General features: G+C 67.6%; 21 protein-coding genes. 16 read left to right on the top strand and 5 right to left on the bottom strand.

What is annotated here, in order from left to right; translation table 11 throughout:
- Nucleotide 1 precedes the first annotated feature (1 nt).
- From OXS31_RS19490 to OXS31_RS19465, 6 genes are read left to right on the top strand one after another with little or no spacing between them, the layout of a single operon-like run.
- A complete protein-coding gene (locus tag OXS31_RS19490) occupies nt 2-460 on the top strand; it encodes a GspH/FimT family pseudopilin (protein ID WP_267401432.1) in 459 nt (152 codons plus the stop codon).
- On the top strand, nt 457-798 hold the full coding sequence (locus OXS31_RS19485) for a prepilin-type N-terminal cleavage/methylation domain-containing protein (RefSeq protein WP_007162349.1): 342 nt from the start codon (nt 457-459) through the stop codon (nt 796-798). Before OXS31_RS19490 ends, OXS31_RS19485 begins: the two co-directional genes overlap by 4 nt.
- Nucleotides 795-1382, top strand: a complete 588-nt coding sequence (locus OXS31_RS19480; RefSeq protein ID WP_267401430.1) for a prepilin-type N-terminal cleavage/methylation domain-containing protein — start codon at nt 795-797, stop codon at nt 1380-1382. The genes OXS31_RS19485 and OXS31_RS19480 overlap by 4 nt, the downstream gene beginning before the upstream one ends.
- Before the next feature lie 4 nt (nt 1383-1386).
- Nucleotides 1387-2553 (top strand): type II secretion system protein GspL, encoded by a 1167-nt coding sequence (locus OXS31_RS19475; RefSeq protein WP_267401429.1) that lies wholly within the window; start codon nt 1387-1389, stop codon nt 2551-2553.
- On the top strand, nt 2550-2972 hold the full coding sequence (locus tag OXS31_RS19470) for a hypothetical protein (protein WP_267401428.1): 423 nt from the start codon (nt 2550-2552) through the stop codon (nt 2970-2972). The genes OXS31_RS19475 and OXS31_RS19470 overlap by 4 nt, the downstream gene beginning before the upstream one ends.
- Nucleotides 2969-3661, top strand: a complete 693-nt coding sequence (locus OXS31_RS19465; RefSeq protein WP_267401427.1) for a hypothetical protein — start codon at nt 2969-2971, stop codon at nt 3659-3661. Before OXS31_RS19470 ends, OXS31_RS19465 begins: the two co-directional genes overlap by 4 nt.
- A 17-nt stretch (nt 3662-3678) precedes the next feature.
- On the opposite strand, the gene OXS31_RS19460 is transcribed toward OXS31_RS19465, so the two are convergent.
- From OXS31_RS19460 to OXS31_RS19450, 3 genes are all read right to left on the bottom strand, one after another.
- Nucleotides 3679-4239: an alpha/beta hydrolase gene (locus tag OXS31_RS19460; protein ID WP_267401426.1), complete on the bottom strand. Its 561-nt coding sequence runs from the start codon at nt 4237-4239 to the stop codon at nt 3679-3681.
- A gap of 218 nt (nt 4240-4457) precedes the next feature.
- Nucleotides 4458-5078: an NAD(P)H-dependent oxidoreductase gene (locus tag OXS31_RS19455; RefSeq protein WP_007162355.1), complete on the bottom strand. Its 621-nt coding sequence runs from the start codon at nt 5076-5078 to the stop codon at nt 4458-4460.
- Nucleotides 5065-6459, bottom strand: a complete 1395-nt coding sequence (locus OXS31_RS19450; protein ID WP_007162356.1) for a class II fumarate hydratase — start codon at nt 6457-6459, stop codon at nt 5065-5067. Before OXS31_RS19450 ends, OXS31_RS19455 begins: the two co-directional genes overlap by 14 nt.
- A 171-nt stretch (nt 6460-6630) precedes the next feature.
- Here OXS31_RS19450 and OXS31_RS19445 point away from each other — a divergent pair, with 171 nt between their 5' ends.
- The 5 genes from OXS31_RS19445 (at nt 6631) to arfB (ending at nt 9728) form a co-directional block, all read left to right on the top strand.
- The gene (locus OXS31_RS19445) at nt 6631-7167 is read left to right on the top strand and encodes a DUF2059 domain-containing protein (protein ID WP_037006907.1); all 537 of its coding nucleotides are present in this window, start codon (nt 6631-6633) and stop codon (nt 7165-7167) included.
- 122 nt (nt 7168-7289) lie between these two features.
- Nucleotides 7290-7601, top strand: coding sequence for a BolA family protein (locus OXS31_RS19440; protein WP_007162358.1), 312 nt, complete (start codon nt 7290-7292; stop codon nt 7599-7601).
- 123 nt (nt 7602-7724) lie between these two features.
- Entirely contained in the window at nt 7725-8678 is a 954-nt protein-coding gene (locus OXS31_RS19435; RefSeq protein ID WP_267401425.1) for a rhodanese-related sulfurtransferase, read from the top strand.
- A 1-nt stretch (nt 8679) separates the two neighbouring features.
- Nucleotides 8680-9315: a DsbA family protein gene (locus OXS31_RS19430; RefSeq protein WP_044342612.1), complete on the top strand. Its 636-nt coding sequence runs from the start codon at nt 8680-8682 to the stop codon at nt 9313-9315.
- Nucleotides 9316-9317: 2 nt separating this feature from the next.
- Nucleotides 9318-9728, top strand: coding sequence for an alternative ribosome rescue aminoacyl-tRNA hydrolase ArfB (gene arfB, locus OXS31_RS19425; protein ID WP_039976309.1), 411 nt, complete (start codon nt 9318-9320; stop codon nt 9726-9728).
- A gap of 18 nt (nt 9729-9746) precedes the next feature.
- On the opposite strand, the gene OXS31_RS19420 is transcribed toward arfB, so the two are convergent.
- Together OXS31_RS19420 and OXS31_RS19415 are read right to left on the bottom strand one after the other, a co-directional pair.
- The gene (locus OXS31_RS19420) at nt 9747-10592 is read right to left on the bottom strand and encodes a universal stress protein (protein WP_027598385.1); all 846 of its coding nucleotides are present in this window, start codon (nt 10590-10592) and stop codon (nt 9747-9749) included.
- A 60-nt stretch (nt 10593-10652) separates the two neighbouring features.
- The gene (locus tag OXS31_RS19415) at nt 10653-12113 is read right to left on the bottom strand and encodes a SulP family inorganic anion transporter (protein ID WP_267401424.1); all 1461 of its coding nucleotides are present in this window, start codon (nt 12111-12113) and stop codon (nt 10653-10655) included.
- A 459-nt stretch (nt 12114-12572) separates the two neighbouring features.
- On the opposite strand from OXS31_RS19415, the gene fdnG reads away from it, so the two are divergent.
- The 5 genes from fdnG to katG all read left to right on the top strand — a co-directional run bounded on the left by fdnG (nt 12573) and on the right by katG (nt 21129).
- Entirely contained in the window at nt 12573-15653 is a 3081-nt protein-coding gene (fdnG, locus tag OXS31_RS19410) for a formate dehydrogenase-N subunit alpha (protein ID WP_139346960.1), read from the top strand.
- Nucleotides 15653-16612 carry a formate dehydrogenase subunit beta gene (fdxH, locus tag OXS31_RS19405; protein ID WP_074584736.1) on the top strand — a complete coding sequence of 320 codons (960 nt, stop codon included), beginning with the start codon at nt 15653-15655 and terminating at the stop codon, nt 16610-16612. The genes fdnG and fdxH overlap by 1 nt, the downstream gene beginning before the upstream one ends.
- A gap of 46 nt (nt 16613-16658) precedes the next feature.
- The gene (locus OXS31_RS19400) at nt 16659-17282 is read left to right on the top strand and encodes a formate dehydrogenase subunit gamma (protein ID WP_007162369.1); all 624 of its coding nucleotides are present in this window, start codon (nt 16659-16661) and stop codon (nt 17280-17282) included.
- Nucleotides 17283-17454: 172 nt separating this feature from the next.
- Complete coding sequence (fdhE, locus tag OXS31_RS19395) at nt 17455-18372, top strand: formate dehydrogenase accessory protein FdhE (protein ID WP_197852345.1); 918 nt, start codon at nt 17455-17457, stop codon at nt 18370-18372.
- Nucleotides 18373-18867: 495 nt separating this feature from the next.
- Nucleotides 18868-21129 (top strand): catalase/peroxidase HPI, encoded by a 2262-nt coding sequence (katG, locus tag OXS31_RS19390; protein WP_267401423.1) that lies wholly within the window; start codon nt 18868-18870, stop codon nt 21127-21129.
- Nucleotides 21130-21175: the final 46 nt, after the last annotated feature.

The raw sequence follows: 21175 nt of genomic DNA, 5'->3' as shown, positions 1-21175 counted from the left end.
CATGCCGGGGCGCCAGGGCGGTTTCACCCTGCTGGAGCTGATGGTCGTGCTCTTGATCGTCGGCCTGCTCACCGCCGTAGGCGTGGCGCGCCTGGGCGGCGGCAGCCCGGCCGGGCAGTGGCGCCTGGAAAGTCTGGCGGGCGACTTCCAGCTGGCGCGGGACACCGCCCGCCGCAGCGGCCGCATCCTCGGCTGGCAGGCCGACGCCACCGGCTTTCGCTATCTGCAACTGGTGGCCGACACCCGCGGGCCACGCTGGCAACCCCTGGCCAGTGCCGATCTGCCGGACGGGCGCTGGCCGAGTGGTCTGCAACTGGCCGAGCCGGTGAGTGCCCAGCCGCGGCTGATCTGGTGGCCGAATGGCGATACCCAGGGCCAGCGCCTGGCCTTTGCCGAAGACGAGCGGCAGTGGCTGCTGGTGGTCGACGGGCGCGGCCGCGCCTCGGTGGAGCGGCCATGAAGCAGACCGGTTTCACCCTGCTGGAGGTGCTGGTGGCCCTGGCCATCGTCGCCTTCATGGCGGTGGGCGTCAGCCAGGTGATCGGCCAGCGACTGGACATCGCCGGGGTCGCCCAGTCCCGCGAGCTGGCCCAGCTGTGCGCCCGCGAACTCACTGCCCGGGCGCAGGTGGAGGGCCTGGCCACCGGCCAGGGCGAGTTGAACCAGGGTGGCGAACGCTGCTACTGGCGCCTGGAGGGCGCAAGCGGCCCCCTCGGCGGGCGGCTGACGCTCTATGCCGATGCCGCGCTCAGTCGAAGCCTGGGCGACTGGCCGATCCAGGCCGGAGTCCAGCCATGAGAAACCAGGCGGGCATGACCCTGATCGAGGTGCTGCTGGCCATCGCCCTCACGGCGCTGCTCGCCGTCTTGCTCGGCAGTCTGGTCAATCTCTGGCTCGACGCCCGCGGTCGCCTGGCCGCGCGGGAATCGACCAACGCCCGGGTGCTGGACCTCTGCGGCCTGCTGGAGCGGCGCCTGGGTGGTCTGGTCCTGCGCCCGCTGCAGGAGCACCGGTTGCCGCTGCACAACGCCCTGCTGGACTGGCGCCCCGCCGAGAACCGCCTGGACTGGGTCGCCCTGGACAGCCTGCCGCTGAGTGCGGGGCAGGGCGCCGGTCGCCTGCGCCGCCAACGCCTGGAATGGGATGCCGCCCAGGAACGGCTGCGACTCTGGCGCAGTGCCGAGCTGGATGCGGTGGAGGCCCCGGTCTGGCAACCGGTGTTCGATCAGCCCGGCGTCGAGCGCCTGCAACTGGAATTCCACGGCGGCGGTCGTTGGCTCGCCTATCCGCCCCCGGCCGAACCCGCCAACGGGGTACGGCTGACCTTTACCCTGCAGGGTGCCGGCTATGTCTGTACCTTCGCCCTGCCTCAGACAGGTTGACCCCATGCTCGCCTCCCTCCCGCTCGCGCGCCTGCTGCCCCTGCTGCGCCGCGACCTCAGCCCCGCCCACAGCTCCACGCGGCTGCTCCTGCGTACGCGGCGACCCGGTCCGCCGGGCCCGGACAATCCGCTGGTGGCCGCGCGCCTTCAGGACGGCCAGCTGCAAGCCGCGGCAGCGCTGCCCGCGTCCGCCCAGCCGATGACCCTGCTGCTGCATGGCGAAGACTGCAGCCTGTTCGATGTCGCCGCGCCCAAGGGGCTGCGTCCGCACGAATGGGGCCTGCTGCTGGAGGACCAGCTGCTGGCGGACGCCAGTGACCAGCACCTGGTCTGTCTGGGGCGCACCCCGGGTCGGCTGCGCCTGCTGGCACTGGATCGGGCGCTGCTGGAGGCCTGGCGGGAGCACTGCGCCGCCTGCGGCTGGACGGTGGCGGCCTGCTGGGTCGACTTCCAGCTGCTGCCCGAGCCCACCGCCGAGAGCGGGATCGGAATGCGCCTGGGCGAAGGCCTGAGATTCAAGACCCGCCTCGAGGGCCACGAGGTCTGGCTGACCTGGCCGCACGCCCTCGAAGCCAGTCTGTCGCCCGCCCTGGCCGCGCTGCTCGAAGCCGGGCCCGAGGCCTCCCGCGATCCGCTCTGGCCCCGGCCCGCCGCAGGTCTCGCGCCCCTGGATCTCTGGCCGCGCCAGGGCCAGCGTCGCAGCCGACCCGCGCTGGGCCTGCCGCGTCCACTGGTGCTGGGCATGGCCGCGGCCGCGGTGCTGGCGATCCTGCACCTGGGCCTGCAACAGGTCCAGCAGTGGCGACTGGCCCAGCTCGACCGGGCCTATGTCGCCCAACGGCTGGGTCTGGCCAGCGACCGTCTCGAGGCCGGCCGCGCCGAACGCGAACTCCAGTTGGCCAGCCGCACCCGGCGGCAGCTGGAGGGCCAGTGGCGCCTCTGGCAGCGCCTCAGGGAGCCCCTTGGCGCCGCCCTGACCAGCGCACCAGGGCTGCGTCTGGTGGAGTGGTCGCTCGATGAGCAGGGTATCCAGCTGGTGCTGGAAGGCCCCGCCAGTCTGGACAAGACCTTGCGCAGCCGACTCGGCGAGGAATTCGCTACCCTGCAGTGGCAACGGCAGGCCGGGCGTCTGACCCTGCGCCTGGCAGTCCCGACGGAGAAACGACCATGAGCACCCTCTTGCAGCGCTGGCAGCGGTTGCCTGCCGAACGCCAGCGACTGGCCCTCGGCGGTCTGGTCATTCTGCTGCTGGCCGCCATCCTCTGGCTGCGCCCCACACCCGGCGGCCGACCGGCTTCGGTGGACTGGGTCCGCCTTGCCGCAGAGGCCCGGGCACTGCCGGTCGCCCAGCCGCTGCAGGAAGCGGACTGGCGCGCTGCGGTAGGTGGGGTGACCTTCAGCGCCCTGACCCTGGCCGAGCCGGTCTGGCACCTGCGTGGCGAGGCGGCCGATATCTTTGCGGTGGAACGGCTGCAGGCCTGGGCGCGGGCACGTGGCTGGTTGCCGCAGACCCTCAGGATTCGCAGCCAGTCAGGGGGCGTGGCCTTCGAACTGGATGTCCTGGCGGTGCTGGTGGGGCGGACGCCATGATGCGCTGGCTCGCGCGCCTGGTCGTTACCCTGTTCGCCCTGCTGATCTTCGCCCTGGGCTGCCTGCTCTATTGGCCCGCGGCGGACTGGCTGCCGCGGCTGCTACCGCCCCAGGTCACCCCGGTGGGGCTGCAGGGTTCCCTGCTGGGCGGCGGCATGCAGCGCCTCGACTGGCCGGGCGGCGGTGCCGGACCCTGGCAATGGCAGCTGCGCTGGCCGGGCCGGTTGCAGGTCAGGATCGGCGAGGCCGAGGCTGCGCCCTGGGGCATGGTCCTCAGCGGCTGGCCCTGGCGGTGGCAGGCCGATCTCGCCGGAGGTGACCTGCGCTGGCTGCAGGCGCCGGGCAGCGCGCTGCTCGCCGGTCGGCTGGTGGGCGAGGTACGCCTGGCAGGCAGTTGGCGACGTTGCCAGGCGGCGGGTGGCGGATGGCAGGGCGATGGCCTGCAGCTCCTGGCGCCCCGGCGTCTCGCCCTGGGCGAGTCCCGGTTGCAGGTGGATTGCCAGACGGCGCCCTGGCTGCAGGGCGTCTTCGAGCGCACCGGCCAGCATCGCCTGGAACTGCGCCTGAGCCTGGCCAACTGGCGCGGGCAGGTGCAGGGCACGGCACAGCCCGGCAGCGACATGGCGTCGGTGCTGCAGAGCATCGGCTGGCTCAGGCCCGGGCAGAGCCAGGTGATGGGGCGCTTCTGAATCTGGAAGGGCAGGGATCAGGCGACGCGCAGGCCCTGGCTCGACCCCAGCTTCGCCAGGTGGAGCAGGCCTTCCTCCCACTGCCGATGCCCGGAGCGTGTGTTGATATGGCCGGCACCGGGCAGGATATCCAGTTCGCTGCCCCAGGCCTGGGCCAGGGCTTCGGCCCGCGGCAGGCTGATGGCAGGGTCGTTGTCCGAGGTCACCACCCGCGAGGGGAAGGGTAACGGTTGGCGTGGCAAGGGGGCGAAACCCACTAGCTCCACGGGGCAACCCGGACGTTCGACATCGGCCGGCGCCACCAGCAAGGCCGCCAGCACCCGCTGCCGGCGGGCCACCGGCGCGCTGGCCGCCCAGCGGGCGACGGTCACGCACCCCAGGCTATGGGCGATCAGCACCACCGGCGCATTGGCCTGGGCGATGGCCGCGTCGAGAGCGGCGACCCAGCGCTGCGGATCGGGACGCTGCCAGTCGTCCTGTTCGACCCGACGGGCATCCGGCAGGCGGTGTTGCCAGTGGGTCTGCCAATGCTCGGGACCGGAGCCTTGCCAACCGGGAAGGATGAGATAGCGGGTCATGGCGGTGCTCCGCGGGGGAAGGGGAGCATCGATAGTGCCGACGGTTGATCCGCAGGAGAAAGAATAAAAGGCGCTTTGGTTATGCCTTACGCCTTGGTATGCAGTGGCGGAATCGCGATCGTGGCGGTTCGCCGATGCGACCGCTCCTACGGAAATATCTGTCTTGTGTAGGAGCGGCCGCGTCGGCGGACCGCCATGGCCGCGATCAAAAAACCCAACTACTCGTTCCGCCCCAACCGCTCCACTTCCTGCAGCCAGCGCAGCCGCTGCTCCTCGTCCGCCGCCCGCACCGGCGAATACTCGTGCACCTGCAGCACCTGGATGCCGCAGGCTTCGAGGCCTTCCTGGATGCCCTGGCGATGGGGCGCCTGGTTGCGCAGGCGCTGCCAGGGGGAGGGCGGGGTGTCGGAGGTGACCAGCAGCTCGGCGCTGCGGCCGGTCAGCAGCGGCTCGCCGCCCCAGGTCTGATCGCGCTGGGCGAAGGCGAAGCCCGGTTGCAGCACGCGCTCGAGAAAGCCCGCCAGCACCGCCGGCAGGCCGTTCCACCACACCGGGTAGATGAACACCAGATGCTCGGCCCAGTGGATCTGCCGCTGGGCTTCCAGCAGATCCGGCTCCAGCGTCTGCGAGAGGTCATAGCCCTCGCGCAGCACCGGATCGAACTGGGCGTCGGCCAGCTTGAGCTGGCGTACCACCTGGCCACTGGCCTGGGCGCCCTGGACATAGGCGTCGGCCAGCGACTGGCAGAAGCTGGTCCGCTTGGGATTGCCCTGGATGACCAGCAGGCGCCGGCCATCCCCTTCCAGCGGCGTGGCGCCGCGTGCCTCAGCCACGGCCACCGGCTTCCAGCATGGTTTCCGGACGTACCCACTCGTCGAACTGCGCATCGGTCAGGTAGCCGAGCTCCAGCGCGGCGGCGCGCAGGGTCTTGTTCTCGGCATAGGCCTTCTTGGCGATCTCGGCGGCCTTGTCGTAGCCGATGTGCGGGTTGAGCGCCGTCACCAGCATCAGCCCCTGTTCCAGGTGCTCGGCCATCTTGTGCTCGTCCGGCTCCATGCCGGTGACGCAATGGGTGTTGAAGTTGCGGCAGCCATCGGCCAGCAGGCGAATGGATTCCAGCACGTTGTGGGCGATCACCGGCTTGTAGACGTTGAGCTGCAGATGGCCTTGGCTCGCGGCGAAACCCACGGTGACGTCGTTGCCGATCACCTGGCAGGCCAGCATCGACAGGGCCTCGCACTGGGTGGGATTGACCTTGCCCGGCATGATGGAGCTGCCCGGTTCGTTGGCCGGCAGTTTGACCTCGGCGAAACCGGCGCGCGGACCGGAGCCCAGCAGGCGCAGGTCGTTGGCGATCTTCATCAGGGCCACGGCCAGGGTCTTGAGGCCGCCGTGCAGGGCCACCAGCGGCTCATGGCCGGCGAGGGCGGCGAACTTGTTCGGCGCGGTGACGAAGGGCAGACCGGTAAGTTCGGCGATTTCCTTGGCGATGGCCTCGTCGAAGCCCTTGGGCGCGTTGAGACCGGTGCCCACGGCGGTGCCGCCCTGGGCCAGTTCCAGGACCGCCGGCAGGGCGTTGCGGATGGCCCGCTCGGCCAGATCCAGCTGGGCGACAAAGGCCGACAGCTCCTGGCCGAAGGTCACCGGGGTGGCGTCCATCATGTGGGTGCGGCCGGTCTTGACCAGGTTCTGGTAGCGTGCCGATTGCAGCGCCAGGCCGCCGGACAGCTCGGCGATGGCCGGCAGCAGGTCGTTCTGCACCGCCAGGGCGGTGGCGATGTGCATGGCGGTGGGGAAGCAGTCGTTGGAGCTCTGACCGCGATTGACGTGGTCATTGGGATGGACCGGCTTCTTGCCGCCCATGCCGTTGCCGGCCAGCTCGTTGCTGCGCCCGGCGATGACCTCGTTGACGTTCATGTTGCTCTGGGTGCCGCTGCCGGTCTGCCAGACCACCAGGGGAAACTGGTCGTCATGGAAACCGTCGAGGATCTCGCTGCTGGCCTTCTCGATCAGGGTGGCAACGTCTTCCGGCAACTCGCCGAGGCGCAGATTGACCCGCGCGGCCGCCTTCTTCACCGTCGCCAGGGCATGCACCACCGCCAGCGGCATCTGCTGGTTGCCGATGGCGAAGTTTTCCAGCGACCTCTGGGTCTGGGCACCCCAGTAGACGTCGTCGGCTACTTCGATGGGGCCGATGCTATCGGTTTCGGTGCGGCTCATGGTGGTCTCCGTTGATGAGGTAGGGTCCAACTAACTTGGGCAGCAGGTTAGCGCCAGGGTTCCCAAATGGGAAGTGTTCTCAAATGGCTGCGGATCCTCGCCAAGTTCAGGCCAGGTTCAGCCGCTCTGTGGCACACTCGCGGTCCATTTTCAGCCTCCTGAAGGATGCCCATGAAGAAGACCCTCCGTACGCTTGGCGCCGTCGTTGTGCTCGCCAGCGCCAGCAGCTTCGCCCTGGCCGATGCCAAGAGCCACGCGGCCGACGCGGAGCGCTTTCTCAAGCTGGCCAACGCCGACAAGCTGACCACGCCGGTCTATGCCCAGGTCCAGCAACTCTTCGCCCAGCACTTCGAGCAGGCCAAGGCGCCGGCCAAGAAGGCCGTGCTGGAAAGCTACACCGCCCGCGCCAACCAGGCGCTGGACAGCACCATCGGCTGGGAAAAGATCAAGCCCGAGATGGTCAAGCTGTATACCGACAACTTCACCGAAGACGAGCTGGAAGGCCTCATCAAGTTCTACCAGTCCGATCTGGGCAAGAAGATGATCGCCACCCTGCCGCGCCTGTCGGCGCAGTCCGCCCAGCTGACCCAGGCCAAGCTGGAGCAGGCGGTACCCAAGGTCAACGGCATCCTCGCCGAGATGGACAAGGAGCTGGGCGTGAAGCCGCCGGCTGGTGCCGAGAACGCGCCGCCGCCCGCCAAGCGCTGATTCCCGCCGTTGCCACGAAGCCCGGACCCGTTCCGGGCTTTGTCGTTTGTGGACCGACCGGAGCGATTCCGGGCGGGCCGCCAGCCCGTTAGAATGCGGGTTCTCACAGTCGAGGTATCCCCATGAGCATGCGCGAACGTATCCAGTCCAGCCTGGGCCTGTTGCAACCCGAGCACCTGGAGGTGCTGGACGAAAGCCACATGCACAGTCGCGGCCAGGAGACCCACTACAAGGCGGTGGTGGTCAGCCCGCACTTCGCCGGTCTCAACGCGGTGAAGCGCCACCAGAAGGTCTACGGCACCCTGGGCGAACTCATGGGCCAGTTCCATGCCCTGGCGCTGCACACCTACACCCCGGAAGAGTGGGCGGCCCAGGGGCAGGCACCGGATTCGCCCACCTGCCGCGGCGGCAGCAAGCACGACCTGGCGGGTTGAATCCCGCCAGCCCTGTTCAGCGGCAGCCTGTATTGGTTAAAATTTGATCGGCGCCGGCATCCTTGCCGGCGTTTTCGTCTAACCGGTCCGCCCTTTGCGAGGGCGACCCCTGGGAACCCGAAGATGACCGACAAGATTGTCGTGGCGGCCTTGTACAAGTTCGTCACCCTGGACAACTACGTCCAATTGCGTGAACCCCTGTTGCAGACCCTCCTGGCGAACGACGTCAAGGGCACCCTGCTGCTGGCCGAGGAAGGCATCAACGGTACCGTCTCTGGCAGCCGCGAAGGCATCGATGCGGTACTGGCCTGGCTGCGCGCCGATCCGCGCCTGGTCGACATCGACCACAAGGAATCCTACTGCGCCGAGCAGCCCTTCTATCGCACCAAGGTCAAGCTGAAGAAGGAGATCGTCACCCTGGGCGTGCCCGGCGTCGATCCCAACCAGCGCGTGGGGACCTATGTCGAACCCCGGGACTGGAATGCCCTGGTCGACGATCCCGAGGTGCTGGTGATCGACACCCGCAACGACTACGAGGTGGGCATCGGCAGCTTCAAGGGCGCCATCGATCCCAAGACCAAGAGCTTCCGCGATTTCCCGGCCTATATCCGCGAGCACTTCGATCCGGCCCGGCACCGGAAGGTCGCCATGTTCTGCACCGGCGGCATCCGCTGCGAGAAGGCGTCGAGCTTCATGCTGCAGGAGGGCTTTCCCGAGGTCTTCCACCTCAAGGGCGGCATCCTCAAGTACCTCGAAGAGGTGCCCGCGGCCGAGTCGCGCTGGGAGGGCGAGTGCTTCGTCTTCGACAACCGGGTGACCGTGACCCATGACCTCGCCGAAGGGGTCTACGACCAGTGCCATGCCTGCCGCACGCCGGTCTCGCCGGAAGACATGCAGTCGCCGCACTACAGCCCCGGCATCAGCTGCCCGCACTGCTGGGATTCGCTGTCGGAAAAGACCCGCGCCGGCGCTCGCGAGCGGCAGAAGCAGATCGAACTGGCGCGTCTGCGCAACGAACCCCACCCCATCGGCCGCGATCCGCGGCTCAACGCCACGCCCAGCCTCGAGGAGGTCTAGGATGACCGGTCGCCTGCTCTATGTGATGGACCCCATGTGCTCCTGGTGCTGGGGCTTCGCCCCGGTGGTCGAGCGCCTGGCCGAGCGGGCGGCTGCCCAGAACATCCCCCTGCAGCTGGTGGTCGGCGGCCTGCGCCGCGAGCGGGTGGCCCAGGACACCGCCAGCCGGGTGCGCACCCTGGCCTACTGGCAGGCGGTACAGGAGACCACCGGCCAGCCCTTCGCCCTCGACCAGGGCCCGCCGGAGGGCCTGGTGTACGACACCGAGCCGGCCTGCCGCGCCCTGGTCGCCGCGCGCCAGCTCGACGAGGAGGCCGTCTGGCCGCTGGCCAAGCGCATCCAGCGGGCCTTCTATGTCGAAGCCCGCGACGTCACCCAGCCGGCGCTGCTGGTGGAACTGGCCGAGGCCTGTGGCCTGCCGCGCATCGAATTCGCCCCGCTGTTCGACGGTGAGGCGGCGCACCTGGCCACCCAGGCCGACTTCGACTGGGCACTCAATCTGGGCATCGCCGGTTTCCCCACGCTGCTGGCCGAGCGGGACGGCCAGCTGGCGCTGATCACCAACGGCTACCAGCCGCTGGACGAACTGGAGCCGCTGCTGGACGCCTGGCTCAGCCGCGGCGCGCAGCCGGCGTGACCCTGGTCATCGACGAGCGTCTGACGCTGCCGGAGCAGGAAATCCAGCTCACCGCGGTGCGCGCCCAGGGCGCGGGTGGCCAGAACGTCAACAAGGTCTCCAGCGCCGTCCACCTGAGATTCGACATCCAGGCCTCGTCGCTGCCGGAAGCGCTCAAGGCGCGCCTGCTGGCCTTGCGCGATGGGCGCATCAGCCGCGACGGCGTGGTGGTGATCAAGGCGCAGCAATACCGCACCCAGGAGCAGAATCGCGCCGATGCCCTGGAGCGCCTGGCCGCGCTGATCGCCGCCGCCAACGTCCAGGAAAAGCCACGGCGACCCACCAAGCCCACCTACGGCTCCAAGCAGCGCCGCCTGGAAGGCAAGTCGCGTCGCAGCGGCCTCAAGGCCAGTCGCGGACGGGTGGATTTCTAGGGTGCGCGCGAGCCTTAACTAGCGCACCACGATCAGCGCGCTGCCGGCGGCTTCCAGCATGTTGCGGGTGTTGCTGCCCATGAAGAAGTGGCGCAGGCGGGAGTGGCCGAAGGCGCCCATCACCACCAGCTCGAGACCGTGCTGCTTGCGATAACGCTCCAGGCCCAGCTCCACGTCGCCGTCGGTGATGGCGGTGGTGACCGTGCGGCCCCGGGCTCTGAGTTCGTCGGCGGCGCGAGCGAGGGCGACGCGGCGTTCTTCGCGGTCGCGGCCGACGGTCACCAGGTGGCAGGCCAGGCCGTCGAACAGTCGGCAGTTGGCCACCCAGGTCACCGCCTTGCGGGCGCTGCTGCTGTCGTCATAGGCCAGCAGCACGCCGTCGGGTTTGACGAACAGGTGGCCGGCCACGAGCAGCGGGCGGTGCAGGAGGCGGATGGCGCTCTCCAGATGGCGACCGATCAACCGCTTGGGCGGGCTGTCCTCGCCCTGACGGCCCAGCACGATGAGGTCGAAATCCTCCTGCAGACTCTCCAGCGAACCTATCAGGTCACCGTGCTGCAGCACGGCGCCGGCGCAGCGGGCCTGCTGCTCCTCTACCCGCAACTGGGCGGCATCGAGCAGCAGCCGCCCCTGGTCTTCGGCGAGATTGCCGCGCTGGGCGTCCAGGGCGGCCAGCTCGGTGAGCAGGTGTTCGCGGTTGACCAGCAGCGGCGGCGTGGCCTGGCCCGGCCGCGGGAAGCGGCGCTGATCCAGTACATGCAGCAGGGTGAGCGGGGCATCCAGGGCGAGGCCCGCCCAGGCGGCGAAGTCGCAGACGGCGGCGCTGACGGCCGAGCCGTCGAGGCAGGCAAGGATCTTGGACATGGCCGCGGATCTCCGGGAGCAGGACATTGCTGGGAAAGACCCGGCGGCGCCGTCCGGGGTTCAATCACCGAGGGCGAGGTCGTCCGTCACCCCGCCGCGACGCAGCAGCTGCTTGCAGCGTTGCGACAGGTGCAGCACCCGCACCCGCTTGCCGGCCTTGGCATAGCGTTCGTGCAGGGTATGCAGCGCCGCCACCGCGGAATAGTCGACGAAACTCAGGTGGCGGCAGTCCACCACGACCTTCGCGGGATCGCCGGCCGGATCGAACTGGTTGAGAAAGGTGGCGGTGGAGGCGAAGAACAGGGTGCCGTGGACCTGGTACCTCTTGCTGCCGTCGGCCTCCAGGTGGCTGTCGGCATAGAGCCGGCGGGCGTGCTGCCAGGCGAAGTTGAGCGCGGCCAGGACGATGCCGCAGAGCACCGCGGTGGCGAGATCGGCGAAGACGGTGATCACGGTGACGGCGACGATCATCAGCATGTCGCTGCGCGGTACCCGGTGCAGCACCCGCAGCGAGGCCCAGGCAAAGGTCTGCTGGGCGACCACGAACATGGTGCCGACCAGCGCCGCCAGGGGAATGCGCTCGATCAGCGGCGAGAGAAACAGCACGAAGAGCAGCATCAGCACGCCGGCGACCACCCCTGACAGCCGGCCACGGCCACCCGAACTCAGGTTGATCATGGTCTGGCCGATCATGGCGCAACCGCCCATGCCGCCGAACAGCCCCGAGGCCAGGTTGGCCGCGCCGAGCGCCACGCACTCGCGATTGGGGCGGCCGCGGCTCTCGGTGATTTCGTCGGTGAGATTCAGCGTCAGCAGGGTCTCCAGCAGACCGACCAGGGCCATCAGCACCGCATAGGGCAGGATGATCTGCAGGGTTTCCAGACTCCAGTGGATGTCGGGCAGCGCCAGCCGCGGCAGGCCGCCGGCGATATGGGCCATGTCGCCCAGGGTACGGGTCGGCAGGTCGAGGAAGTGCACCGCCAGGCCGACGCCGAGGATGGCGGCCAGGGCCGGCGGCACGGCGCGGGTCAGGCGCGGCAGGAGCCAGATGATGGCCATGGTCGCTGCGGTCAGGCCGATCATCAGATACAGCGGGGTACCGCTGAGCCAGGTCTCGCCCTGCTTGAAGTGCTCCAGCTGGGCCAGGGCGATGACGATGGCCAGGCCGTTGACGAACCCCAGCATCACCGGGTGCGGCACCATGCGGATCAGCTTGCCCAGGCGCAGGAGACCGAAGCCGATCATCAGCAGGCCGCCGAGCACCACCGTGGCCAGCAGGTACTGCACGCCGTGCTGCACCACCAGGGCGATGATGACCACCGCCATGGAGCCGGCGGCGCCGGAGACCATGCCGGGGCGGCCACCGAAGAGGGCGGTGAGGGTACAGATGAAGAAGGCGCCATAGAGCCCCATCAGCGGGTTGAGATGGGCGACCAGGGCGAAGGCGATGCACTCGGGCACCAGGGCAAAGGACGTGGTGAGACCGGCCAGGATGTCGGCGCGGGGAGAGACACTTTTCATGGCGTATCCAGAACGGGCGATGGCGCGGCGGGGCGCGATCGCGGAGAGACGACAGGGCAGCAAGACACGGGCAGCCGCCGCAGGGGCGGTTACCGGGGGAGGGGTGGTGCTATGGCGGCGTCGGCAGGCGCTTGGACATGGTGAAGGGGTCCGAGGCATCGCGAGGAAAGTTAGCTAGCTTAGCATGACTTTCCGGCGCTGCCGAATCGACAGGATCAGCGGACCGCTCTACCGGACGCCTTTCGCCAGGCCCTGACCTTGCACATCCGCTGGATAAGCAGTCGCGATCCGCTGCCCACTCGCCACCCCGTTCGTCAGACCGCGGCGGATCAGGAGACGGAAGGCCGACTTCCATTGATCGGCGACAACAGCGAAGCGCTCGATAAGCCAAACGGTTGAGTTACTCTCTGTGCAGGGTCCGGCTACGCACCGGACCCAGCCTGAACGAGGATAAGAACCGTGGATATGAACCGTCGGCAATTCTTCAAGGTCGCTGGAGTCGGCCTTGCGGGATCCAGCCTGGCGGCGTTAGGCATGGCTCCCACAGCCGCCTTTGCCGACCAGGTGCGCCATTTCAAACTGGCGCACACCGTGGAAACCCGTAACACCTGTCCCTACTGTTCGGTCGGCTGCGGCCTGATCATGTACAGCATGGGCGACCGGGCCAAGAACGTGGCCCAGAACATCATTCACATCGAGGGCGACGCCGACCACCCGGTCAATCGCGGCACCCTCTGCCCGAAGGGCGCTGGCCTGCTGGATTTCATCCACAGCCCCAATCGCCTCAAGTACCCCGAAGTCCGCAAGCCCGGCAGCAACGAGTGGACCCGCATCAGCTGGGACGAGGCGCTCGGGCGCATCGCCACCCTGATGAAGGAAGACCGCGATGCCAACTTCATCGCCACCAACGACAAGGGCCAGACGGTCAATCGCTGGCTGACCACGGGCTTTCTGGCCGCCTCGGCGTCCTCCAATGAAACCGGTTATCTGACGCACAAGATCGCACGGAGTCTGGGCCTGCTGGCCTTCGACAATCAGGCGCGCGTCTGACACGGCCCGACGGTGGCAGGTCTTGCCCCGACGTTTGGCCGTGGTGCGATGACGAATCATTGGAGCGACATCAAGAACGCCAATCTCGTCCTCATCATGGGCGGCAATGCCGCTGAAGCCCATCCGTGCGGCTTCAAATGGGTCACCGAAGCCAAGGCGCACAACAACGCCCGGCTGATCGTGGTCGATCCGCGTTTCACCCGTTCCGCCTCGGTGGCGGATTACTACGCGCCGATCCGTACCGGCAGCGACATCGCTTTCCTGGGCGGGCTGATCAATTACCTGATCACGAACGACAAGATCCAGCAGGAGTACGTCCGCAACTACACCGACGCCGGCTTCCTGGTGAAGGAAGGCTTCACCTTCGAGGACGGCCTGTACAACGGCTACGATGCGGAGAAGCGCACCTACACCGACAAGGTGAACTGGGGGTATCAGATCGGCGACGACGGCTTCGTCAAGATCGATCCGACCCTGCAGGATCCGCGTTGCGTCTTCCAGCTGATGAAGCAGCATTACAGCCGCTACACCCTGGAGGTGGCCAGCCAGACCTGCGGCACGCCGCCCGAGGCGATCCAGAAGGTCTGGGCCGAGATCGCCGAGACCTCGGCGCCCGGTCGCGTCATGACCATCCTCTATGCCCTGGGCTGGACCCAGCACTCCATCGGCGCGCAGATCATCCGCTGCGGTGCCATGGTGCAACTGCTGCTGGGCAACATCGGCATGCCCGGTGGCGGCATGAACGCCCTGCGCGGTCACTCCAACATCCAGGGCCTCACCGACCTGGGCCTGCTGTCGATCCAACTGCCCGGCTACCTGACCATCGGCGGCGACGGCGAGCAGGACTACAACGCCTTCATCACCAAGCGCGCCAGCAAGCCGCTGCGCCCGGGGCAGCTGAGCTACTGGCAGAACTACGGCAAGTTTCACGTCAGCCTGATGAAGGCCTGGTACGGCGACAAGGCCACCAAGGACAACGACTGGTGCTACCACTGGTTGCCCAAGGTCGATGTCACCGGTGCCGGCTACGACGTCCTGCGCTACTTCGACATGATGGGCAAGGGCCAGGTCAACGGCTATGTCTGCCAGGGCTTCAACCCCATCGCCGCCTTCCCCAACAAGGCCAAGGTGATGCGCGGGCTGTCCAAGCTCAAGTGGCTGGTGATCATGGATCCCCTGGCCACCGAGACCTCCGAGTTCTGGCGCAACCACGGCGATCACAACGATGTGAACACCGCCGAGATCCAGACCGAGGTGTTCCGCCTGCCCACCACCTGCTTCGCCGAGGAAGACGGCTCCCTGGTCAACTCCAGCCGCTGGCTGCAGTGGCACTACAAGGGCGCCGAGGCACCCGGCGAAGGGCGCAGCGACATCGCCATCATGTCCGAGCTGTTCCTCAAGCTGCGCGAGGCCTATGCCAGGGAGGGCGGGGCCTTCCCCGATCCCATCCTGGGGCTGTCCTGGCCCTACGCCAAGCCCGAGGAGCCGGCACCGGAAGAACTCGCCAAGGAGTTCAACGGCTACGCCGTCACCGATGTGCTGGATGCCAAGGGTGCGGTCTCGGCCAAGGCCGGGCAGCAGCTCGCCGGTTTCGGCCAGTTGATGGACGACGGCAGCACGGCCTCGGGTTGCTGGATCTTCTGCGGGTCCTGGACCGAGCAGGGCAACCAGATGGCGCGGCGCGACAACAGCGATCCCTTCCACATGGGGCAGACCCTGGGCTGGGCCTGGTCGTGGCCGAACAACAGACGCATCCTCTACAACCGGGCTTCTTCGGATCTCCAGGGCAAGCCCTGGGACCCGAGCAAGAAGCTGGTGTGGTGGAACGACAAGGCGCAGAAGTGGGGCGGTACCGACGTACCCGACTACAAGATCGACGCCAAGCCGGCCGATGGCATGAGTCCCTTCATCATGAACCCCGAAGGGGTGGCGCGCTTCTTCGCCCTGGACAAGATGGCCGAAGGGCCCTTCCCGGAGCACTACGAGCCCTTCGAGACCCCCATCGGCGTCAACCCGCTGCACCCCAACAACCGCAAGGCCCTCAACAGCCCGGCGGCGCGGGTGCTCAAGGACGACTGGGCGGACTTCGGCGATCGCAAGGACTTCCCCTATGCGGCCACCACCTACCGCCTGACCGAGCACTTCCACTACTGGAGCAAGCACTGCCGCCTCAACGCCATCATCCAGCCGGAGCAATTCGTCGAGATCGGCGAGGTGCTGGCCAAGCAGAAGGGCATCGCCGCCGGTGATCTGGTGCGCGTCACCTCAAAGCGTGGCCACATCGTCTGCAAGGCGGTGGTGACCAAGCGGATCCGTCCGTTGCAGGTCAACGGCGAGACGGTGCACCACGTCGGCATCCCCATCCACTGGGGCTTCTCCGGTGTGGCGCGGATGGGTTATCTGGCCAACACCCTGACCCCCTTCGTGGGTGACGGGAATACCCAGACGCCCGAGTTCAAGTCGTTCCTCGTCAACGTGGAGAAAGCGTGATGGCCAGTCAGGATATCTATGCCCGCTCCGCGACCACCACGGCCTACACCTCGGTGCGCACCCAGGCGGAAGTGGCCAAGCTGATCGACGTGTCCAAGTGCATCGGCTGCAAGGCCTGCCAGGTCGCCTGCTCGGAATGGAACGAGCTGCGCGACGAGGTGGGCCACACCCACGGCACCTACGACAACCCGGCGGACCTCACCGCGGACTCCTGGACGCTGATGCGCTTCACCGAGCACGAGGACGAGGCCGGCAAGCTGGAGTGGCTGATCCGCAAGGACGGCTGCATGCACTGCGCCGAGCCGGGTTGCCTCAAGGCCTGTCCGAGTCCGGGGGCCATCGTCAAGTACGCCAACGGCATCGTCGACTTCAACCAGGACCACTGCATCGGTTGCGGCTACTGCATCGCCGGTTGCCCCTTCGATATCCCGCGGATCTCGAAGAAGGACAACAAGGCCTACAAGTGCTCGCTGTGTTCGGACCGGGTCGGGGTCGGCCTGGAACCGGCCTGCGTGAAGACCTGCCCGACCGGCGCCATCACCTTCGGCACCAAGGACGCCATGAAGGAGCACGCCGCCGAGCGCATCGTCGATCTCAAGAGCCGCGGCTACGAGAACGCCGGTCTGTACGACCCGGTTGGGGTAGGGGGCACCCACGTCATGTACGTGCTGCACCATGCCGACCAGCCGCAGCTGTACAACCACCTGCCCAAGGACCCGACCATCAGCCCCACCGTGGGCCTGTGGAAGGGCTTCACCAAACCCCTGGCGCTGTTCGCCATGGGCGCGGCGGTGCTGGCCGGCTTCTTCCACTACGTGCGTGTCGGCCCCAACCGGACCGATGACGACGACGAGGTGGTCGAGGCGCCGCCCCGTCCCGAGGGCGATACGCCCAGGGGCGAGGTCAAGCAGCTGAGTCCGTCCGTGCAGATCTTCGATCCGCACGACAAGCAGCCCTAGCAGGGGTACGCCCCCGGCTTGGCCGGGGGCGTCCTGGGAGATCGAGATGAAACCTGAAATCCAGCGTTACAACGCCAACGAGCGGACCAACCACTGGATCGTGGCGATCCTGTTCTTCATGGCCGGGCTGTCGGGGCTGGCTCTGTTCCATCCCGCGCTGTTCTGGCTTTCGAACCTGTTCGGCGGCGGCACCTGGACGCGCATCCTGCATCCCTTCATGGGTGTGGCGATGTTCGTATTCTTCGCCTTTCTGGTGATCCGTTTCTGGCGGCACAACAAAATCGGTCGCGAAGACGCCCAGTGGCTCAAGCAGATCAACGACGTCCTGAACAACCGCGAGGAAAAGCTGCCGCCGATCGACAAGTACAACCCCGGGCAGAAGATCCTGTTCTGGGTGCTGCTGGCCTGCATGCTGGTCCTCTTGGTCAGCGGCGTGGTCATCTGGCGGCAATACTTCGCCCACCTGTTCCCCATCCCGGTGATCCGCCTGGGCGCCCTGGCCCATGCCGTCGCCGCCTTCGTGCTGGTGCTGTCGATCATCGTGCACATCTATGCCGGGATCTGGATCAAGGGTTCGGTGACCGCGATGATGACCGGCTGGGTGAGCCGGGCCTGGGCGAAGAAGCACCACTCGCTGTGGTACGAGAAGGTCACCCGCGAGAAGAAGTGAGCCCTTTGCTGTTGGGCTTCGCTGCGCTCAACCCCACCTACCGGATGAGGTGCGCGGCATTTTGCCCCCTCTCCCTCCGGGAGAGGGTTGGGGTGAGGGCAGCGAAGCCCGCACCCCAACCCGCCCGCTATCCTGAATACTCTCTTCCACCGTTCTGCTAAGGAGCCCTGCCATGGCGGGCCAGATCCTCGAGCCCGGCGAAATCGAAGCCGCGGCCGTCAATCCCGATTTCATCCTGCTGCCCGGTGGCGAGCTGTTCGGCTATCGCGCCGACCGCCTGCGCCTGCTGGCCACCGGCAATGCCCTGGGCGACTACCTGTTGCTGATGGCCGAGGTGTGCGAGGCCCAGCAAGGCGTCTTCGACCGCCTCGCGCCCCTGCCGTTGGACGAGGCGCGCAGCGCCCGGAGTCTGCAGCACGGTCTGCCGCCCCTGGGCTACGACACCCTGGTCCGCGAAGGCGACTGGCTGCCCGCCCTGGATGCCCTGCTGGAGACCCTCACGCTCTCTCAGGCACCGGTGCAGGCCGCCCTGGACGAATTGCGCCAGGCCGACACCGGCCAGCGCAAGGCCTGGGCCATCGCCCTGCTGGCGGGCAGCTACGAGCTGGTGCCGGCCGGAGTGGTGCCCTTCCTCGGCGCCGCCCTGCAGGTGGCCTGGACCCACTGGCTGCAGCGCAGCGACTTCAGCGCCCTGCGCGAACAGGGCAGCCAGACGGCCTGCCCCTGCTGCGGCGCGCCGCCCATGGCCGGCGTCATCCATCACCTGGGCAAGGCCAATGGCCTGAGGTACCTCACCTGTTCGCTGTGCGCCTGCGAATGGCACTTCGTGCGGGTCAAGTGCAGCCACTGCGAGACGGGCAAGGGGCTGGGCTACTACTCCCTGAGCACCGACGACGCCAACGCCCAGAAGGCCCCGCTGCGCGCCGAGACCTGTGCCCACTGCAAGACCTACCTCAAGCACCTCTATCGCGACCACGACGCCCGCAGCGAACCCCTGTCCGCCGACCTCGCAAGCCTGGCGCTGGACGTGCGCCTGGCGGAAGAGGGCTACGAGCGCCACGCGCCCAACCTGCTGTTCGCCCCGGGCTAGACCGGGCATGGCGACCGCCCGGGGCAGGGCGGTCGCCGTTCCTTCTGTTTCCGCATATGGCGCGCTGCTCCGCCCGGGCCTCTGTAGGCGCACGCTCCCCAGTCGCGCTTCGTGAAGCCAAGCCGCGCGAACCTCGGCGAAGCGGTCGCCAACGTTGCTTATCGCGCCAAGAGTCGCTCGAGGATGCCCTGTCACCTGCGGGTCATCTTGCAGAGCCAGTCTATCGAGGGGCACAAAACCTTCTATCACACCGGGCGGCGAAGCCGTCTAGTATGGAGATTGCGCCGCTTCGTCGGTGTGCCCATCTGATGAGGGGATAACAATGACCGCAACGTCCGCTTCGCCCATGGTGGGGCTCTCTCCGGAGCCGGCTCGACGCCGGCATCGGTGTCTGTCGAGCCCCTAGGCCGACGCGACCGGAACCACGCCTTCTGCAGGCCGTGCTGCTGTCGCGGCTGACAACCGGATGAACAAGACCCTGAGGTAGCCAAGAAGATGTCGACCGAATCCAAGTGCCCGTTCAATCACGCCGCCGGCGGCGGTACCACCAACAAGGATTGGTGGCCGAACCAGCTCAATCTCAACTTCCTGCACCAGCATTCCTCGCTCTCCGATCCCATGGGCGAAGAGTTCGACTACGCCACCGAATTCAAGAGCCTCGACCTGGAAGCGGTAAAGGCCGACCTGCGCGCCGTGATGACCGATTCCCAGGACTGGTGGCCGGCTGACTTCGGTCACTATGGCCCGCTGTTCGTGCGGATGGCCTGGCACAGCGCCGGCACCTATCGCGTCGGTGACGGCCGTGGCGGCGCCGGTCAGGGTCAGCAGCGCTTTGCGCCGCTCAACAGCTGGCCGGACAACGTCAGCCTGGACAAGGCGCGCCGGCTGATCTGGCCGGTCAAGCAGAAGTATGGCCGCAAGATCTCCTGGGCCGATCTCATCGTGCTCACCGGCAACGTTGCCCTGGAATCCATGGGCTTCAAGACCTTCGGCTTTTCCGGCGGTCGCCAGGACGTCTGGGAACCGGACGACGCGGTGTTCTGGGGCTCGGAGACCGTCTGGCTGGGGGGCGATGTCCGCTACGGCGAGCACAAGCAGATGGAGCAGCCCGGTGACGGCGTGCTGACCGCACAGCCCGAGCAGCATCCGGTCGAGCAGAGCCGCAACCTGGGTTCCAGCCGCATGCTGGAGAACCCGCTGGCTGCCGTGCAGATGGGCCTGATCTACGTGAACCCCGAAGGTCCCAACGGCAATCCCGATCCGGTGGCCTCGGCCCATGACATTCGCGAAACCTTTGGCCGCATGGCCATGAACGACGAGGAAACCGTCGCCTTGATCGCCGGCGGCCACGCCTTCGGCAAGACCCACGGTGCGGGCCCGGCCACCAGCGTCGGTGCCGAGCCGGAAGCGGCCGACCTGGAACAGCAGGGCTTCGGCTGGCAGAACAGCTATGGCACCGGCAAGGGCGCCGACACCATCACCAGCGGCCTCGAAGTGACCTGGACCTCCACGCCGACCCGCTGGAGCAACGAATACTTCGAGAACATGTTCAAGTTCGAGTGGGAGCTGTTCAAGAGCCCGGCCGGTGCCCACCAGTGGCGGCCCAAGGACGGCGCCGGTGCCAATGCCGTGCCCGATGCCCACGATCCCAGCAAGCGTCACCAGCCGACCATGCTGACCTCGGACCTGGCGCTGCGCTTCGATCCGGCCTACGAGAAGATCTCCCGCCGCTTCCTGGAAAATCCGGACCAGCTGGCCGATGCCTTCGCCCGTGCCTGGTTCAAGCTGACCCACAGGGACATGGGGCCGCTGGCCCGTTACCTGGGCCCGGAAACCCCGGCCGAGGAGCTGCTTTGGCAGGACCCGCTGCCCAAGGCTGAAGGCGCGCCCCTGGGCGAGGCCGAGGTCAAGGCGCTCAAGGACAAGCTGGCCGCGTCCGGCCTGAGCGTGTCCGAACTGGTCGGCACCGCCTGGGCGGCGGCTTCCACCTTCCGCGGTTCCGACAAGCGCGGCGGGGCCAATGGCGGCCGGCTGCGCCTGGCGCCGCAAAAGGACTGGGCCGTCAACCAGCCGGCGCAACTGGCCAAGGTGCTGGGTGTGCTGGAGGGTATCCAGCGTGACTTCCAAGGGCAGGGCAAGCAGGTGTCCATCGCCGACCTGATCGTGCTGGCCGGTAGCGTCGGGGTGGAAAAGGCCGCCCAGGCGGCGGGGCACTCGATCAGCGTTCCCTTCACCCCGGGTCGCGTGGATGCCTCCCAGGAACAGACCGATGTGCAATCCTTCGGGCACCTGGAGCCCTGGGCCGACGGCTTCCGCAACTACGTGGGCGGGGAGTTCAAGGTCAAGCCGGAATTCCTGCTGGTGGACAAGGCGCATCTGCTGAATTTGACCGCGCCGGAACTGACGGTGCTGCTGGGCGGCCTGCGCGTGCTGGACATCAACGTCGGCGGCGCCCAGCACGGTGTCTTCACCCAGCGGCCGCAGACCCTGACCAACGACTTCTTCGTCAACCTGCTGGACATGGCCACCGAATGGAAGGCCACCGGTCCGGACAAGGCCACCTTCGAAGGTCGCGATCGCAAGACCGGGGCCGTGAAGTGGACCGGTACCCGGGTCGATCTGGTGTTCGGCTCCCACGCCCAGCTGCGCGCCCTGAGCGAGGTCTACGGCAGTGCCGACGCCCAGGAGAAGTTCGTCAAGGACTTCGTCAAGGTCTGGACCAAGGTGATGGAGCTGGATCGTTTCGATCTGCGCTGATCGCCATGCGGTGACGGAAAACGCCTCCTTCGGGAGGCGTTTTTTT

The organism is Pseudomonas sp. GM_Psu_1, from assembly GCF_026544185.1.
GTDB classification, from domain to species: domain Bacteria; phylum Pseudomonadota; class Gammaproteobacteria; order Pseudomonadales; family Pseudomonadaceae; genus Chryseomonas; species Chryseomonas oryzihabitans.
Note: the sequence above shows the minus strand (reverse complement) of the source record. Positions and strands in the feature narration are given on the sequence as shown.